This is a genomic window from Rubripirellula tenax, assembly GCF_007860125.1.
GTDB lineage: Bacteria > Planctomycetota > Planctomycetia > Pirellulales > Pirellulaceae > Rubripirellula > Rubripirellula tenax.
Window position 1 is genome coordinate 1,456,821 of record NZ_SJPW01000001.1, and the last position, 18,515, is coordinate 1,475,335.

The 18,515-nt window shown below is 57.4% G+C and carries 13 protein-coding genes and 1 tRNA gene; 8 read left to right on the forward strand and 6 right to left on the reverse strand.

The annotated features are described in order from the left end of the window. Positions 1–42 precede the first annotated feature (42 nt). The 3 genes from Poly51_RS05410 to Poly51_RS05420 all read right to left on the reverse strand — a co-directional run bounded on the left by Poly51_RS05410 (position 43) and on the right by Poly51_RS05420 (position 5,978). A complete protein-coding gene (locus Poly51_RS05410; protein WP_246114272.1) occupies positions 43–1,653 on the reverse strand; it encodes a hypothetical protein in 1,611 nt (536 codons plus the stop codon). A gap of 5 nt (positions 1,654–1,658) precedes the next feature. After that, on the reverse strand, positions 1,659–2,699 hold the full coding sequence (locus Poly51_RS05415) for a glycosyltransferase family 2 protein (protein WP_146454936.1): 1,041 nt from the start codon (positions 2,697–2,699) through the stop codon (positions 1,659–1,661). Between the two features lie 186 nt (positions 2,700–2,885). After that, complete coding sequence (locus Poly51_RS05420; RefSeq protein WP_222435788.1) at positions 2,886–5,978, reverse strand: FG-GAP-like repeat-containing protein; 3,093 nt, start codon at positions 5,976–5,978, stop codon at positions 2,886–2,888. 558 nt (positions 5,979–6,536) lie between these two features. On the opposite strand from Poly51_RS05420, the gene Poly51_RS05425 reads away from it, so the two are divergent. Continuing rightward, the gene (locus Poly51_RS05425) at positions 6,537–7,856 is read left to right on the forward strand and encodes a DUF1559 domain-containing protein (protein WP_146454940.1); all 1,320 of its coding nucleotides are present in this window, start codon (positions 6,537–6,539) and stop codon (positions 7,854–7,856) included. 127 nt (positions 7,857–7,983) lie between these two features. Next, positions 7,984–8,157, forward strand: a complete 174-nt coding sequence (locus Poly51_RS30290; RefSeq protein ID WP_186775355.1) for a hypothetical protein — start codon at positions 7,984–7,986, stop codon at positions 8,155–8,157. 109 nt (positions 8,158–8,266) lie between these two features. Here Poly51_RS30290 and Poly51_RS05430 read toward each other — a convergent pair whose 3' ends face one another. The 3 genes from Poly51_RS05430 to Poly51_RS05440 form a co-directional block, all read right to left on the reverse strand. Further along, positions 8,267–10,243, reverse strand: a complete 1,977-nt coding sequence (locus Poly51_RS05430) for a tetratricopeptide repeat protein (RefSeq protein WP_146454943.1) — start codon at positions 10,241–10,243, stop codon at positions 8,267–8,269. Between the two features lie 27 nt (positions 10,244–10,270). After that, complete coding sequence (locus Poly51_RS05435; protein WP_146454945.1) at positions 10,271–13,348, reverse strand: FG-GAP-like repeat-containing protein; 3,078 nt, start codon at positions 13,346–13,348, stop codon at positions 10,271–10,273. A gap of 246 nt (positions 13,349–13,594) precedes the next feature. Beyond that, positions 13,595–13,668, reverse strand: a tRNA-Pro gene (locus Poly51_RS05440). A 132-nt stretch (positions 13,669–13,800) separates the two neighbouring features. Between Poly51_RS05440 and Poly51_RS05445 the strand changes: the two genes are divergently transcribed. From Poly51_RS05445 to Poly51_RS05470, 6 genes are all read left to right on the forward strand, one after another. Then, positions 13,801–14,805, forward strand: a complete 1,005-nt coding sequence (locus Poly51_RS05445) for an NAD-dependent epimerase/dehydratase family protein (protein ID WP_146455265.1) — start codon at positions 13,801–13,803, stop codon at positions 14,803–14,805. A 162-nt stretch (positions 14,806–14,967) separates the two neighbouring features. After that, positions 14,968–16,227 (forward strand): beta-ketoacyl-[acyl-carrier-protein] synthase family protein, encoded by a 1,260-nt coding sequence (locus tag Poly51_RS05450; RefSeq protein ID WP_146454947.1) that lies wholly within the window; start codon positions 14,968–14,970, stop codon positions 16,225–16,227. 74 nt (positions 16,228–16,301) lie between these two features. Beyond that, a complete protein-coding gene (locus Poly51_RS05455; RefSeq protein ID WP_146454948.1) occupies positions 16,302–16,562 on the forward strand; it encodes an acyl carrier protein in 261 nt (86 codons plus the stop codon). A gap of 29 nt (positions 16,563–16,591) precedes the next feature. Beyond that, on the forward strand, positions 16,592–17,023 hold the full coding sequence (locus tag Poly51_RS05460) for a hypothetical protein (RefSeq protein WP_146454951.1): 432 nt from the start codon (positions 16,592–16,594) through the stop codon (positions 17,021–17,023). Between the two features lie 286 nt (positions 17,024–17,309). Then, positions 17,310–17,696, forward strand: a complete 387-nt coding sequence (locus Poly51_RS05465) for a hypothetical protein (protein WP_146454953.1) — start codon at positions 17,310–17,312, stop codon at positions 17,694–17,696. Positions 17,697–17,936: 240 nt separating this feature from the next. Beyond that, positions 17,937–18,512: a cytochrome c oxidase subunit 3 gene (locus Poly51_RS05470; protein WP_246114273.1), complete on the forward strand. Its 576-nt coding sequence runs from the start codon at positions 17,937–17,939 to the stop codon at positions 18,510–18,512. The last annotated feature ends 3 nt before the right edge of the window (positions 18,513–18,515 follow it).

Here is an 18,515-nt window from a genome sequence, read left to right on the forward strand (position 1 = left end):
AAAAATAGCCCGACTGCATCCGACCGGATGGTACGCCCGTGGCTAAGCGTCAATCCACCCCAAAAACTGCCAAAAACGGTACAGCCACGGTGATTGCCAAGGCGACGAGAGCGCCGTCGACATCGAAAAGATACTCATTGCTAGCAATGCCCACACCGACCGCCGGCCGAGCGTCGAACGAACACACGCGTCGATGGCGACCGCAACCATTGCTAGCCAAAGCGGCGCAAACCACAACAACCAGCGTAAACACGTGCTAACCCCACCGTAATTGCGATCAATCATCGGTCGGAACAGATAGAAAGCAAAACAGACCAAGGTTGCTAGCAAGATCGCGGCAACCATCCGCCGGTATTCGGGCGGCCCCGTCCGCAGCGACATCGCAAAACCAAAAGGCAGCAGACACCAGATCGGCGTCAACGAAAAAAGACCGTAATGACCGAAGGTCATATGGAAAAAGTAGATCCATCGCGACGGTTCGCCGCGGTCGACACCGCGGCGACGCCCGTCTTGCCAGTAGCTTCCCGGGTACTCGTACCAGTCATCCCAGCGCGAAAGCTGCCATCCGGTTTCGTCACGAACCAGGGCGAACGATCGGTCGTCGGCAAACACGCGGTAACGCTTCGATTCGTCCGAGGGCTTGATTGCGAACGTCGCTTCCGCCGGTACCAACCCGCGATCGACGATCACCCGCTGAACGTCTGTGGCGAGTTGTTGGTCGGGGGATTCGGTGGAAGCTTCAAAGTGGGCGACCACAGCGCCGACGCCGCGATGGGCATAGGGCGGACGGAGACTTTCGTGCGCAATCCACGTCGTGGCGAAGAACGCGACCGCGACGACCGCTACACCGCCCGCCATCGGAATCACGGATCGACGATCCAACCAAACGGCAAGCACGCCCCAGAAAACGGCCATCGAAAGTGCTGGCAACTCGTTGGCCGCCGCGAATGCCGCCAACATCCCCATCGCGCACCAGGAGCACGCGCTGACTCGCAGCGAGTCGCCACGTTGGGCGCCCGCGATCCGGTCCCCCGCCGACAAATAGATCGCCATGGCCGCCGCCATCGACGCGGCGGCGGGCAAGTGGTTGTTCAACGAGACCGTGAACGGCAACATCATCGTCCCGAAACAAGTCGCCGCGACGGACATCACCTGCCCTTCGACCGACTCGCAAACGCGACGGATCACCGCGGTGGTCGCAACCAGAAACACCGCCAACATGGGCAGGTTCACCAGCGCTAAGATCAACCGGGGCACATAGATCGGCTGGGCCGTCATCGTCATGCCGGTACTCAGGTGCACCAACTTGTAAACGCCAGCGACCATTGTCGGAAACAGCGGCGGCTTGCTGCTGTAGTAGTGCAACTTGCCATCCGCCCCCGTATGCCGGACCTTGTCGATCGTCCCCCATGGACGACGGTTGCGGTGGATCGGATTGGCAATTTCGATTTGACGGTCGATCGCATAGGTCCCGTCTTCGACCAGGCTGGCGATCGTACACCAGCGACTGCGATCATTCGCCGACAGAAACGCGGTGTCGCCTTCGGCGCTGGTCACCGTCGCGATTCGACCAGCCGCGATCGCCACCGAGACCAGGATCATGGTGCCCAGAATCGTTCGAATCATTCGGTGATGGTCCGTGTCGTTGCGCATGTTAGTCATTCGACGGTGTTGATTCGCCCGTGCTCATCCGACTGGGGCAATCGCTTTGCGACACTGTAAACGCTGGTCCGATTATCCGTTCGCGACACGATCAGTTCCGCCAGCAATCCTGCCAACATGAATTGGGCGCCCAGCAAGACCGAAAAGATGCAGTAGTAAAAAATCGCGGTCTCGTGCAGATGCAGATCCGCCATCGAGTCCGATAATCGCGAAATCACCCAACGTGCCGTCAAGTAAATCATGCCGACACCACCGGCCGCAAAGAAGAACATTCCGAAACCGCCGATCAAGTGCAACGGTCGCCCCGGAAAGCTGGTCAATAAATAGATCGTGATCAGATCCAGAAAGCCTTTGATCAGTCGCGACACGCCGTACTTTGACCGCCCAAATTTCCGGGCGTGATGCAGCACTTCGATTTCGCCGACGCGCCAACCGCGGGCGGCGGCCAAGACGGGAACGAACCGATGTCGTTCGCCGTACAGCCGCACTTCCTCGAAGATCTCGCGGCGATACGCCTTGTACCCGCAATTGTGATCGTGCAACTTCACCCCCGTCATCCGGCTGACCAAGGCGTTGAAGACGCGGCTGGGAAAGACCTTGTGCCAAGGATCGTGCCGAACCCGTTTCCATCCGCTGACGACGTCGTAACCTTCGTCCATCTTGGCCAAGAAACGTGGAATCTCGTCAGGATCGTCCTGCAAATCCGCATCCATCGTGATTGCAATCTCGCCCGTCGCGGCGGCGAACCCGGCTTCCAGCGCGGCCGCTTTTCCAAAGTTACGTCGGAACCCGATCGCCCGGGTTTGATCGTCGACGGCTATCAACGACTGGATCACTTGCCACGAATCGTCGGTCGATCCGTCATCGACAAAGACAATTTCCCGATCGATACCACTGGCATCGCAAACTTGAACAATCCTGGCATGCAACTTCGCAAGCGATTCCGATTCGTCCAACGTCGGAATCACGAACGACACACGTCGATTCCGATCGCTATCCTCATCGAGTTTGGTTGCGGGTGATGACAGGTCGCTCAAGGAAGCCCAATCAGAAAACGAGTCTCAGAAAACTTGGCACAGGGTGGGGATGCGAGATGTCACCCAGTATGATCGCCCGCGGTTGACGAACCAACCCGTCGCGATCGCCGCTGAGCGTGATTGGCAGGCAAGACCAAAGACAAGCTGACCTGTGTTTTTCGGCCATTTGCGTTTTCCGACCAATCGTTAGCGGCCCCACGCGATGTCGTCACCTTCGATCAATAGGTAGCGACCGTCGACGGCTAAATCTGAATACGACTGTTCTCTGCCATCGGGCCAGCGGACCGAAACGGTGACATCGTCACCAGCGGCCCCTAGACCGAAATGCACGACTTGTTCGTTGCGACCTTCGTAACCATCGCCGGTAGCAACCAAGGTTGTTCGTTGCAACGAACCTGTGTGAATCGTCACGGATGCTCCGATGGCGTCGCGTTCCGACGCTGTCCCTGCTAGTTCGAATTGGATCCAGTGGTTCATTGTCTGCGTTCGGTTTTCCAATAGTTGCATGGGTGCCATCAAATCAGCGACCACAGCGTCCATTTTCCCGTCCCGGTTGTGGTCCAACCGGATCACACATCGGCCCAACTGCGGCTTAGTCCAGAACGAGTCATCGGCATGGTCGGCCGGTTCGAAGTGGTTACCGCGATTGATCAACAACTGCGGCAACATTTTAAACGGCACGTCGATGTGCGAAAGATCGTCGATGTGCCCGTTCGCGATCATGACATCCAAAAACGAATCATTGTCCACATCGATGGCTTGTGCGCCGAAACCTAGAACTCCTTCGCTGACTCGATCCAATTGGTACTGGGGCGCGGCATCACGGTAACTGCCTAGCGACGACTGCAAATACAAATTCCACCACTCGTCGATCCAATTCGTTACCATGAAATCGGACAATCCGTTGTTGTCAAAGTCACCCGACGCGACACCCATGCACGCGCTGGCTTCGCCACGGGAACTGAATGCGCATCCCATCGCGACGGCCTTGTCGTCGAATTCGATAGCGGCCGATGGGACACCGGCGTTGGAAGCATCGCTTTGGCTTCGCGACCAAACTTGGTTCGGACGCGTATCGTTGGCGACAAACATTTCCAAGCCCGGCTGACCGTCAAGATCGGTAACCACCAAACCCAACCCCGGATGGTTGCTGCCCCCGTCCAACGCGACCTCGTCAAGATCGCCCGCCGCTGATTGGACCCAAACGCGATCCATCGCAGAACGAAACATCAAAGGCCCGGGGTAGACCAATAAGAATCCTTCGGGCGTGACATCGACGGGTTCAAAAATCTTCGGATCGTCAACGTGATTGACTTCGATGATATCAGGGATCGCGTCACCGCTCACATCGGCGATTGCGACCGCCATTGTAAAGTCAGACGGATTCTGATTGGCCCGATCGGTTGCTTGCCGAAAGGTTCCATCACCCTGGTTGATCATCCATTGGTTGACGCCCAAATTGCCGACCACGAGATCGGGGAAACCGTCCTGATTCAGATCACCAGCCGTCACGCACATACAGTATCCGTCGTCGCCTGCGTTGCTGGGCTCGGTCACCGCGACGAATCGCTCGGGTAGCCGACGAAACAATTGATTGGACAACTTTGCCTGGGCACCCGGCGGGTCACCATCGCCCTGTCCGCAATAGAGATCCGCCCATCCGTCACAGTCAAAATCGAATGCCGCAACACCAGCGCCGAACGCTTGATAGATTTGAAAGTTCTTGGTTCGCGGAACCGCAGCATTGACGTATGTGAAATCCAATCCCAACTCGGCGGCGACGGCCACCAAACTTGGTCGAACTGCATGGGCGGTCCGAACACCTGGGTTAGGCGCGGGCGACGTCGGACCATCCGTTGCCAATCGATGCAAACGCAACTCCGACGGCAACGCGAATTCCGACGGTTCAAGGCCCGCCAAACGCCTTCGCATTTGATCGGATGCTGGTTCGTCACGCAGCCGCGTTAATCGCGATGGGACCCCAACGGCGATTTCCGAATCGGGATGACGCGACGCGACGATCCTCAACCATGCTGCGGCTTGTTGGTTTAGACCCAGCCATTCCAAGTCGTCGACCAGGTCGCTGCCGGCTCGCAAATCATCGGGATTCCCCTGACCGATCGCACCACCCGCTTGCGACGCGGCGATCAAACGCCCCAGTCGTTCGTCAACCGACTCGGCAGCTTTGACGTCACCGATCTGAATCAATGACGCAGACAAACGCTCGTGAAGGATGTGGTGCGTCGTGTCTCGCTTGAGTGCTTCCAAGTAGCATCGCACGGCACTCCGGTGCGTTCCCTTGCTCGTTTCATAGTCACCTTTTGCCATCCAATACTGGGGCACGCTTTCGACATCGGCGTTCGTTCGTGAAAACAATGCTTTTAGATCCTCGAACTGCTGCAACTCGGCCAGCGATGCGGCCAGAAACGCGTAGGCAACCGGATCGACGGAACGGGGGTTCGACGCAGTCCACTGCGTCACCAAATCGGCCGCTTCACGGGGACGCTTTTCACCGAGCAACCCAAGCACTCGGGCCAGCGGTCCCTCCTGGATCGATTCGGCCAAGGAAAGGTCCGTCGGAGTTTGCGTCATCGACCACGGCACCGATACCTGCAGCAATGATCGCAATTCGCTTTCGGTCACTTCGCCCGAATCCAGTAGCGGCGTAAGGACTTCCGCGGCCTCGTACCGCCAACCCACACGATTCAAAAAATTGGCTAGCTTGTGCCGAATCATCGCCACATCGGGCAGGCGACTCATGACGGCGTAGTACTTTTCTTTGGCCGGATCCACTTGTCCGATCGCCGCCAACCAATCCGCCGACTGCCCCGCCGCAGCGATGCCATAGTTGGGGTCGTCGATCGGGATCCCGTCCAACATCGCCGCCGCCGAAGCGAGCGAGCCGTGGCGACTTTCGATCTGGGCGGACAAAAAGATCGCGGCGGAGTGCCCGGGTTGGCGAATCAAAATTTGCCTCAGCGCGTTTTGCGCTGCGTCGGGCTTGCCCACTTCCATCGCTTGCTGGGCGAGCATCAGCAGTTCGTCAATCGAAGCTCCGACGTCTTCGGTATCCTCGGGGACCGTGGCCGTGACTTCCGTGGGCGCTGGCGGCAAACGCTGCTCGACCGAAGTGTCTCGCGGTGGAGTGGCGGTTTTGTTGCTTTTTTTCTGGCATCCACCCGCCACCAAAGCCCCCAGTGAGGCAATCGTAATCACCGTTAAAAGCTGCCGGACCGACGTTGCGACACGCAGTCGCGGGGACGAAGTGTGTGGGCACATAGTGGGATATTTCGAACGAACCGTGAAAGAAGCTTGCGGAAACCGTTGTATCCGATCGAAGCCCGTCATCAATTTGCCAATTTAATTTGCGTTCTACCGACAAACCGGCGCCCGACAAACCGGCGAACAACGAAAAGACCCCGAACCGATGGAGACGCCCACGCACCCCACGCAAATCGTTGCCCAACTTAGACCACTCGGTGGCGAACCAGAGGAGCCGCAATTCCAAAAAAGCCAATGAATTGCGACATTGCGCTAAGGAATTGCGACTCAACCTGAGTGATTTCGCCCGGTCTCTGAAAGCGGTACCAAAAGGACTTCGTCGACATGCCGGCCCGACCGCTGGCGAAAAACACCCCCTCCACAGGACCAAGCAATACAGCCCCTCCCAGCTCCCTTATCTTCGCGATTGCGCCGCAATCCGTTCCCTAAAGCATGGACATTCGTTTTAAGATTCACTACTATGTACCAATATGTACGGGCATTCAGTTTCACGGTTTTCACGTTTGACTTGAAATCGCCTTCAATTCTTGGTGTTTTCTTTCTCAGGAGTTTTTGATGAAGAATCTTCGAAATGTTCGGCAGGGCTTTACGCTCGTCGAACTGTTGGTGGTCATTGCGATCATCGGTGTTCTTGTTGGCCTGCTTTTGCCGGCCGTACAAGCTGCACGGGAAGCCGCTCGTCGCATGAGCTGCAGTAACAACTTCAAGCAAATCGGGCTTGGGTTGCACAACTATCACTCGGCCTACAAAAAGCTACCTCAGCAGATGAACGGGCCATCGCACATGAGTGGCGCCAACCCAGCTTGGATCCACAACCAGGATCAACAGTCGGTCATGGGGCAGCAAAGCTTCTTGGTCGCCATCACGCCGTTCATCGAACAGCAAGCGGTTTGGGAACAGTTCGCTAACCCATTCCCCATCGGCAATCCGCCCACGACGATCCTGCCACCGTTCGGCCCCGGTTCGGATAACGATGCCTGGAGCAACAACGGTCTGTACACCCCATACATCACTGAACTGCCCACCCTTCGTTGCCCCAGCGATCCGGGAACTGGCGTTCCTGCACAGGGAAGAACGAACTACGCCGCTTGTATGGGTGACTCTCCCCACCGGGCAAACAGCGGACCTCGCGGTTGCGCTTGGAACGGGTCGATCTGCTTGTGGCTGGAAGGCCAGGACAGCGGTCGTTCGGAGATGTCGCGTGCTTCGCAACGTGGTGTTTTTGTATCGCGTCAGCAAACCGGATTCCGCGACATTCTGGACGGATTGTCCAACACCATCGCCTGTGGCGAAATCGTGACCGACTTGGGCGACCGCGATGCTCGTACCAGCGTGGGGCATGCTCCCGGCAACGGTGCGAACAACGAGGATGAAGATGGCGCAACCGCGTCGGCAACATCCGGTGCTGTTCTTCCCAATGCTTGCGACATCAACCTTGATCCGCTGCGTCCCCAGTTCTGGGCGGTCGGTATCAACTCGGGTGCGGCGCGTGCGGGTGCAACTTGGACAGCTCGTTATGGCCGCGGCTATCGCTGGGCAAACGGCTATCCGTTGTTCTCGGGATGCAACACCATTCGCCCCCCGAACAAGGCGGCGTGTAACGACCGCGACGACAACTGGGCTCCTTACATTGGTGAAGGCACATGGCCCATGGGCAGCCGTCACCAAGGTGGTGCACACGTCTTGATGGCGGACGGTGCCATCAAGTTTGTGACCGATTCGATTGAAGCGGGCGACCAGACCCAACGTCCGGTTCGCTTACGCAATCCGGTCGGCACCCCGCAACCAGGTGCTCAAAGCCCGTATGGCGTTTGGGGTGCCCTGGGCACTCGCGCCAACAAGGAAACGATCAGTGCCGAACAAATGATCGAATAGGCTTTTCGCGAAGAACCTATTGCTGAATCAGCGAAACCGAAGGGCCCCGCACAATGTGCGGGGCTCTTCACGTTTCGCGAGTCCCGACAATCAACCTTCCCCCTCCGATTACCCAAGGATCAAGACCATGCGATCGCTCGCAATTGCTGCCCTATTCGCTTCGTTGTTCACCATTGCCGGTTGCGGCGACGCTAAGCCGGGTGTTGTCGCCGAACCCGGTGACTACGATGCGTATCTGACGCCCCCCGGAGCCATGGAAGAATCCATGGATGCCGCGCAATCGCAGATCAAGAAGAAGTAATCCCTTTCGCACGCTTTAGCGAAACCCACGCGCCCCTTCGGTTTCCGAAGGGGCGCTTTTCGTTGTCCGCCGGTTTGATTTCGTCGCTTGATGGATCCTCGTACCGCGTTCAACGACGTTCAAGACGACGGAGCTGTTCAAGAACATCAAGGTGCAGTCGAGCGCGATCGGGATCCTGTTCATTGAAAATCGCCACCATCACTTCATGTGCTGACGCGAATTCGGGCTGAATCCGTAGCGCTCGTTCGATCGCTTCGATGGCGTCGTCCATCCGCCCGGCATTGCGAAGGCAAAGACCGAGGAAGTAGAAGTCTTTGGCCGAGTGCCCGCTTTGACACAGTTGTTGATAGTGGCTCAAAGCCGCCGCATTGTCGCCCGAGCGGAAGGCCACTTCCGCCAACACGCTTGTCGCGGAACTGGCGATTTCTGTGTTGGAATCCGCGATCGCAATCGCCGCGTTGGCATACTGCGCCGCGGCAGCAAAGTTCTCGCCGGACAAGGCAAACATCGCCAGGATTGCATACGTTTCCGCATCGACACTGTGATCAGCGACACTGTGATCAGCGACCCGCGCCAACATCGCTTGACTGGCCCGCTGGACCTGCGAGGCTGGAATGGCCAGCGATGGCTTTGTTAGCAGCAATCGCCCCACTGCCAAACTCTCCCGACGTTGCCGTTCGTCGTCCGACAACGAATCGTCGGCAATGATTGAGGCAATTTCGCCGCTGTGTGGGGTAACTTCGCCGCCGGGCGGGGCATCACTTGTCAAAGTATCCGGGTGGATACCGATGCGGTGATGGTGCAGCGCGGCATGTGCAACATTCGTTTCTTGCTTTGGCATGTGACAGGCAACACAAGCATTCTTGTTCGTACGCAAACGCTGATCCGAATCGATGCCGCAATCCTGATCCTGATGGCACTGCAAGCAATGGTCGCGATAGTGGGCGACGGGATCTTCGATGACGCCGGATGGATGCGGGTTGTGACAAGTGATGCACGTCAACGTTTCGGACTGTTGATAACATCGACTCGCGTGTATCTGTTCGACATGGCCCACAATTTTAGACTCCGCCGGTCCCGTGCTTTGAAAATCCGTGCGAAGATCGATCATCCGGTCGCCGGGCCGAAAATCCCATACCGACGCCCCAGAAGCAGTGATCATGGTCGCGCCTTGCAAGTGACACTGCTGGCAGATCGCTTCGCTTCGTTGTCGATCCAACTTAGCGGGGTGCACGATCCGGTCGCCCATTGAATCTTTCTTCGCCTCACTGCTCGAATCACTTTCGGATCGCGACGACATTGTCCCATCGAGACTTCGATAACGATCGATGTGTTCTTTGCCCGGACCGTGGCAACGCTCGCAACCGATGGTTGCTTCGACGACTTCGAATCGATTCTCATTTTCCGAGGAAATGCTGATCCGTCCTGCGTGACAAAACAGGCACGCATTGGGCACCACGCGATGAAACGAGGCGTGATCGACAGCGTCGTAGCCCGGCGACAACTGCCATGTCTTGGGTTCGGAGTACCAAGTGATTGGCGATTCCAACCAAAACCCGTCGACTTGAAAAAGATAAGTGTGAGCATGGGCTCCCGAACCCATCGTGAAGTCGATCGGTTGGTCTGTCACCGCAATGGACGCACCGTCCGGCGCCTTGAGAGTTTCGCGATGAACCATCGAATCGCCGCGATAGACCACATCGTACTGACAAGACGATTTGGCGTGAAAGAAACTGCCCGGAGGAGGATCGAGCGCCCGATCTGTCTCGCGGAACGAACGACTGTGCGTGGTCCGTGAGTAGCTCTCGAACTGATCAGCGTGGCACTCACGGCACGCATCTCGCCCCACATACCCGTCGTCATCCGCCAAAGCGTGCGACGACGATTTCGCGGTAACCGAGGACACGTCTGAACCGGACCACTGCGACGCCGGTGACACCTTCGCTTGCCAAGCCGGAATCCCGTCGAACAACGCGTCATCGTCGGTCCACTGGAACCAGAGCCCCACTGCGACGGCAAGCACTGCGACGGCGAGCAACCACTTCGACAGTGGGGTAAAAAAACCAGTAGAGAACGTTCTCGACATCAAAAAGATTTCGCAGAAGTGATGCGGTTATTGCACAAACCAAGATTCATCGCCTTGCACGATGACGATTCGTCGGTCGATGGGCAAATCATGGAATTGTGATTCGGTACCGTCGGGCCACTGGATGGTCAGCAGATCGACTTGGGATTGCGCCCCCAATCCGAAGTGAACGACGGGTTCGTTTCGGCACAAGTAACCATTGCCACCAACCAACCATTGCCTGCTCTTCCTGCCGCCTGCTTCGATCGTCGCGACGGCTCCGATCGGCAGTCGTTCACAATCCACACCGACCAATTCCAAGTCCAGGTAATGCCCCGTTTCGCTTGATTGATTGACCAGCACCGCGGACGGTTGGCCCATGTGCGTGATCACAAGATCTTGTCGACCATCGCGATCCAAATCGACCGTCGCCATCGCTCTTCCGATGTGCGGCGTCGTTGCATAGCTGCCAGACTTACCTGCGACGATCGGTTCAAACGTCTCGCCGACATTCGCAAAAAGTTGAAAGGGTTGATTCAGCGGCGCGGTATCGCCGGCAACCGCATCGACGTGACCATTGGTGACGACAATGTCGACCGCGCCGTCGTTGTTGTAATCGATCGGTTGAGATCCAAAACCGACGTGGGGCCGACTCGGGTCCGTCAAACCGTACGCCAGGCTACGATCACGAAAACCGCCGTTTTGGCCCAAGTACAAACTGACAGACTCCTTCGCGAAATTGGCAATGTGCAAATCCAATTGCTGGTTGAAGTCATAGTCGGCTGCGGCGATTCCCATCGACGCCGTTGGGCTGCCGTCACGATTGAACGCGCAACCGCGTAACATCGCAACTTCTTCCCAAACGGGCGAACCCGCCACTGAATCCGGTTCCTTCGATCGTGTCCAAAGCTGGTTCCGCTGGACATCGTTGCCAACAAAAACATCGTTGCCGGGTCCACCTACCAAATCGGCAACGACGATGCCCAACCCGGTCGCTCTCGCTTCGTCGTCGGATGAAAACAACGACGGACGTCCACGGCCTCCGGGCGTATTGACGTAGACGCGATCCGAGACGGCACGATACAGCAGCGGCCCAAACGTTTTTTCGACTTCGCCTTGTTCATTGGGAACGGGACGCTCGAAATCGCTGGGATCATCCACATAGCGAACCGTTATCAAATCAGGTAGCCCGTCACCCGTCACGTCGGCGATCGCGGCCGAAGAATCGATGCCGTGAATGGAGTCCGATGCCAATCGCCAATCGCTTTTTCGAAACGTTCCGTCACCGTTGTTGATCAGCAACAAGTCGGGTCCCAGGTTGGCAACATAAAGATCGTCGAAGCCATCTTGATTCCAATCACCGGCGGTCACGCCCGTCGAAAAGGAAGTCTCCGTCGCACCGCACAATTCAGTGATATCCGAAAGTAATGAGTCCAGATTGCGAACCATGACATTGGACGCTCGTGTTTCAAATTCAGGCGGATCACTTGCACCTTGAGCAAAATAGAGATCGGGATTCCCGTCGCGATCGAAATCGGCGACCGCCACTCCGCCACCGATCTGTTGGTAGATCGCAAACCCCGAACGAATGTCTTTTGCCCCAGGCTGAAACGTATGATCACAGCCCCACGCCGCGGCAACGTCAACGAAATTCGCATCCGTCGCCTCGAACGTTCGCCCGCTGTCCTCTGGCACTTCGATTCGCAGCGAAGCAAGTTTTTCGTCGGAAGCGGGAAACTGATCGATGTCGATTTCGCCGGCAAGTTCGGCAGGGGTCGGAAACGACATCTGTTGTTGGATTAACTGCAATCGAATCGCGTTCAAGTCGGCAAGACTCTCGCCGGCCTGATCGTCGTACAGCATCGCGATCGAACGCCACATCACCGACTCGATTCGGCGATGGAGCCGTTCCAACCGACCGGAAATTTCTCGAAACAGTTCCGCATCTGGCGGCGAAGCACCGGCGATCTTTTGCGTGTCACGTCGAAGCAGTGTGTTGGCTTGAAAACGGAGCCCCCAAAACTCGGCGGAATCGTTTTCGTTGATCGATAAAAAGCACTGGCGCAACCGACGAATCGTTCGGTTGTCCGATGGTTCTTCGGCGACCGCCCGCAAGAAAGCGCCGATGGCTTCGCGAAACTTACCGTCGTTGACTTGCAGAGTTCCGATCGCGACCCAGTACTCGGGGTGCGGTCGCACATCGGATGTTACGTTTTCGAGCCACCAATTCGTCGCCGCCTCGTCTTGCATCTCGGTCACGACGCGACCGTAAAACGCCCACACCCAGTTCGGCGCATCGCCACGATCGAGTTCTGCTCGCAACAGTCTCGCAGTCGTTGCAAGATCGTCTTCGGTGTACGCCTGCCTTGCTCGCCCCGTGTTTCCGATGGGCAGGTACGGCCGGTCGCCCGCCGCCAGTGACGCGACCGTTTCGGCGCGATGGTAAATCGCGTCGGGCACCGAAATCAGACTCTGCAGTTCGTCTTCGCGGACGTCGCCGGCCTGACACAAACTGCGGATCAATCGGGCGGCTTCATATCGACGCCCTTGGCGGTTGTAGATGTATGCGAGCGGTCGCCTGGCCACGTTGGCATCGGGATACCACGACAAAATTTGACGATACCGTTTGGCGGCGCCGCCCCAGTCCTCGATCTCCATGCACCAATCGGCCGCCTGACCAAAAGCAGCAACGCCGGCCTGCGGATCGTCACTTGGAATTTCGCCGAGCAGATCGATTGCGCCTCGGACGTCACCCAGGTCTTTCAAAACTTGCGCCAACCGAAACAGGATGGATGCATCGCCCGGGTCGCGAACCAGCATCCGCTTCAGCATCGCCGCCGCATCCGACAATCGCCCGGAACCGATCGCCGCATCCACGGCCTGGTTCTTGTCGGCGGTTTCGACTGGGGGTTCGGTTCGCGTGGGCTCCGTCCTTGTGGGTTCTGGTGAAGTCATTGGCTTCCCCGTCGCGGAATCGCCTTTTTCCTCGGAAGAAGAAGTCCGCTGGGAATCCGAAACCGTTTCGATGGGGTCCGATCGACTGCATCCAAAGACGGCAAGCAATACCGTCATCGCGACATGCGCTCGAAAAAACGCAACAGATCGGCCCAGTTTAGGAGTTAGCATCGTTTGCCGAACTTAGTGAAGACCGTCGCTTCGAGACGGCGACGAGGAGGCATCATTCTAGTGTTTTGGGACGACTCCATTTTAGAGCAACGAAACACGTTGGAAGTTCTGGTTGGTGTTGCGTTTTGGGCGAAAGCCTTGACGGCCCCACCAGCGGCCGACACGGGAACGTTTAACTTTCCCGGTCAATCGCTCGAGCCAGAGTTGACTCGGAAGAAATGGCTGAGCCCGTGGACTCAACCGCAATCGGGGCGACAGGATTCGAACCTGCGACCTACTGGTCCCAAACCAGTCGCGCTACCAGCCTGCGCCACGCCCCGTTCAGTTGCGTTTGCACAGAGTAGCTGACCGGCGGCTTTTGCGAAAGGTTCACTTGCATCATGCTTTTTGGAGCCGTCCGACCGGTCGGCGGCAACGGGCTTGGCTTCATCTGGATGCGGGAAAAACGGCAAATGCGAGTCTTAGTGACCGGATGCGGTGGCTTTTTGGGGGGCGAAATCGTTCGTCAATTGCTGGAACGTGGCGACGAAGTTGTCGGAATTTCTAGAAAGGAATACCCCGATTTGGTCGCAATCGGGATGAAGCCGGTCCGCGGCGACTTGTCGGATCCTGATTTTTTTCGTCGCAGTGGATCCGAAATCGAGTTCGGAACCCTCGATGCCGTCGTTCATACCGCTGCAGTGGCCGGTGTTTGGGGGCCTTGGCAGCACTATTTTCGCAACAATGTGACGGCGACGGAAAACGTGATCGCGGCCTGCCAGTCCCGCGGCATCGGGCGACTCGTTTTCACCAGCAGCCCCAGCGTAACGTTCGCCGGCACCGACCAACGGGGCGTCGACGAATCCGAACCCTATCCGACCCGCTGGCTGTGCCACTATTCGCACACCAAAGCGATCGCCGAACAAGCCGTGATCGCGGCCGATACCGTGGGAGACTTGAGAACGGTTTCGCTGCGGCCTCACTTGATTTGGGGTGAAAACGACCCTCATTTGCTGCCGCGAATGATCGAAAGAGCCCGTCAAGGACGGCTCCGAATCGTTGGCGACGGGAACAACCGGGTGGATACGGTCCACGTGATTAACGCAGCAGCCGCCCATCTGGATTCGCTCGACTCACTGGCCGGCGATGCCGAACGAGCTGCCGGACGGGCCTACTTCATCACGCAAGACGAACCGGTCGATTGCTGGGATTGGATCGGCGAAGTGTGCCGGATCGCCGGCGTCCGTCCGCCCGACAAACGGATCTCGGCCGGTACTGCATATCGGCTGGGGGGGGCGTTGGAAGCGATCTATCGAATTCTGAGAAAATCAGACGAGCCGCCCATGACGCGATTCGTGGCGGCTCAATTGTCGACCGATCACTACTTCGATACGTCCGCGGCCAAGCAACGGCTGGGTTATCGGGTGCGAATCAGCATGGAAGAGGGGCTGGATCGGTTGCGACGGGCTTGGGCATAAATGCGATGCGAGGCTTGATGAAACCGAAGTGTCGGAGACTTCCATTCGCAAAAGACCAGCCCGTTGCCTTAAAACGGCTGGATTGTTAGCCTTTCCGGTTACCTCCCGCGGGTAAGATTCGGTAAGCCGAGTCCCCACCAACGTCACTCAATACGCAATCCAGTGATCGCACCCAGCCGCGCCTCCGAACTGCCCGATCACCAACGCATTGTCATCACGGGGATCGGCCTGACCGCCCCCAATGGCAACGATTGGCAATCCTATCGCGCGGCCCTTTTGGAAGGCCGAAGCGGGGTTCAGCCCTACGAAATTCGGTACTTCGGCAAAACGCTGGCGGGCATCTGCGACTTCGACACGCTGCGGTACCAAACCAAGAAAGATCTTCGACGGGGCACCCGCGCCGGCAGCGTCGGCATCTATGCGGCCAACGAAGCAGTCGAGCATTCGGGGCTAGACTGGGAAAACATCGACAAGTCGCGAGTCGGCATTTACGTCGGCGTCACCGAACACGGCAACGTCGAAACCGAGAACGAGATTTTCCTGATCAAGGGATTTGATTACGACACCAGTTGCTGGTCGCACCATCACAACCCGCGAACCGTCGCCAACAATCCGGCGGGTGAGATCGCGTTGAACATGGGCATCACCGGGCCCCACTACACCATCGGCGCCGCGTGTGCCGCCGGTAACGCGGGGCTGATCCAAGGCGCACAAATGCTGCGATTGGACGAATGCGATGTTGCGATCGCCGGCGGAACCAGCGAAAGCATTCATACGTTCGGTATCTTCGCCAGCTTCAATAGCCAGAACGCGCTCGCAACCAACGACGATCCGACCAAGGCGTCACGTCCGTTCGATGTCAACCGCAACGGGATCGTGGTCGCCGAAGGCGGATGCCTATACACACTGGAACGGCTCAGCGATGCGAAGGCCCGTGGTGCCGAAATCATCGGCGAATTGGTCGGTTACGCGATGAACACGGACGCGACCGACTTTGTGCTTCCCAATCCCGAGCGGCAAGCCCAGTGCGTGGAATTGGCGCTGAAGCGGGCCGGCTTAGAACCCGATCAAATCGACATTGTCAGCACTCACGCGACCGGCACCAGCAGCGGTGATACCCAGGAATGTTTGGCGCTGCGAAACGTATTTGGAAACTGCACCAACACGCGAATCAACAACACCAAAAGCTACATCGGCCACGCGATGGGTGCGGCCGGGTCACTGGAACTTGCCGGCAACCTGTCTTCGTTCCAAGACCGTGTCGTTCACCCAACGATCAACGTCGACGAATTGGACCCCGGGTGTGCACTGCCTGGCTTGGTATTGAATGAATCGCAACAGGTCGCCAAAGTCGATTACATCCTCAATAATTCTTTCGGGATGCTCGGCATTAACTCGGTCGTGATCATCGGCCGCGTCTAAAACTTAACCTATCTACCACATTTTCTTAGATCACAACCATCGTCGGAACCGACGTTTGGGGAGCAAAATAAGCGATGACGCCTGCTGAAATTCGAGACGAGATTTTGGACATCCTCGAGGACATCTCGCCAGACGACGACCTCGATGGCTTGGACGACCAAAAAGCGTTTCGCGAACAACTCGAACTCGACAGCATGGACTTCTTGGACATCGTCATGGAACTGCGAAAACGCCACCGTGTCCAGATTCCTGAAGAAGACTACGGCCACTTGGCCAGCATGCATTCGACGGTGACCTATTTGGAACCGAAGATGCGAGACATCGTTAAGTCGTAACTTCTCTAGACCTCCAACGGTTCATTGCGGTGAATGGGTTTCGATCCGGCCTGTTGACGATCGCTATCGCTGCCACCGTTGGCGTTGGGATGGCCGATCCCCCAGCCGACAATGCCGTTCGCAGCCGCAAGGAGATTCTGCGAGACGCCAGCGACGCGGGCGTCGGCCTTAGCATCGGTCGGCACCGGGGTTATCAACCCGCCGCCGATCTGGCCCAGCGGCGGAGTCAATTCTTTGGCCCCGATGTCGGGGCGACCGATGAATTGGCCAATCGGTTGCTCAACCAACAATTGCTGTATCGCAACTTCTATCGACAAGGGGGCCCGATCGGTTGTCCCGCCGATTTCAGGTCACCGATTTACCAATGGCAACCGCCCGTCGTCCAGCAGGACGGTCGCCAGTGGTTGATCCAGCCTGGGTATTTTTGGTTCCGACCGACGTCACCGCTCTGGACCCCGTGAATCCAAATTGCGACAACCCGCGTGTCATTCCGACGACACAGCAGGGTATTCTGGGTCCATTTTCAGCCACGGCAAGACTCAAAAAAACATCCTAAAAAACCCATAACCAACTTACCACAAACGACTTACGACGAAAACAGGAACTCAACAACGGTGACAGAAGACAAGTTTGGCGCGGTTGATGCAGTATTATTGCAATCGCGGTCCAGGCACTTCGCCTGACCCAGCAACCTCCGCCGCGCCGGCAACTCGCCGCACGTGGCAACCGCAGAAAGGCCCCCCAAAGATGTTAACGCTCACCAAGTGGATGGTGGCACCCGTTCTTGCCGCCGGTTTATTGTTCGCTACCGACACACCAACGGCCAACGCTGGTGGGTTTTCCATTTCGATCGGAAATGGGGGATTCGGCAATGGTGGTTACCGATCGTATCGCCCCAGTTACGGTGGCGGTTACTACAACTCCTACCGACCGTCCTACGGCACGAACTACGGCGTCCGCTACGGACACGTGCCCAGTTACCAAGTGCCTCGCTACTCGGTCCCTCTCTATCGCAGCAACTACGGCGGTCACTACGACTACCATCCAACCGAAGTCGTACCGCACGGCAATCACTACGACGTGTACCCCGGTCACTACGACTACCACCGTGGCAGCCATTACGGCCACCACTAACCCAAGTCGGGCCAGCCACCTCTAGCCAAGCACCGAAAACGGGGTCGGCCAAACGTTGCGGTTTCCGTTAAACATTCACCGCCGTTCTGTGAAAGCAGAGCGGCGGTTTTTTTATGCCTGGTCGATCAGTGTTGCGATCAAAATCGTTACGGTTAACAAACGGGCCGACGGTTTCTAAACTCGATGCTTCCTTTCGAATCGTCCTCTGCGTTCGACCACACCAATCCCCCATCGCATTCCATGCTTCCCAACGATCGACGGTACCAATTCGGCGGTCTTTTATTTCTCGTGTCGTTGACCGTATTTTTTGTGTCGAGCATTTTGCTCTATGCGATCTACGCCTATTCCCGACGCGGCGACGTGCAGAGCACCGCAGCACTGCCGCAGAGCTTTCTTATCAGCACGGTTTGCTTGATCGTGATCAGCGGCCTGGTTCACATGGCGACACGATCGGTGCGTCGCGATCGTCGGGTTGCCACGACGACACTGCTTACCATCAGCGCCATGTCGGGAACGATCTTCATGGGAGTCCAGTTTTTGGCCATGAGCGAGATGCTGGCGGGCCCAGCCCTTCGAGGCGGCACCGGCAAAGGCGTCGCCGGAATGGTGGCCGTGTTAGCCCTATTGCATGCCTTGCACGTCGCCGGTGGCGTGATCGCATTGGGCATCGTGGCGATGCGTTCGTGGAAAGGCTGTTACGACCACGAACGACATTGGCCGGTCGATTTCTCGGCCCAGTACTGGCACTTTCTCGACGGCGTTTGGTTGTTCATGCTGGCGGCCTTTTGGTTCACCACAGGCGGATTCGATTTTTGAAGT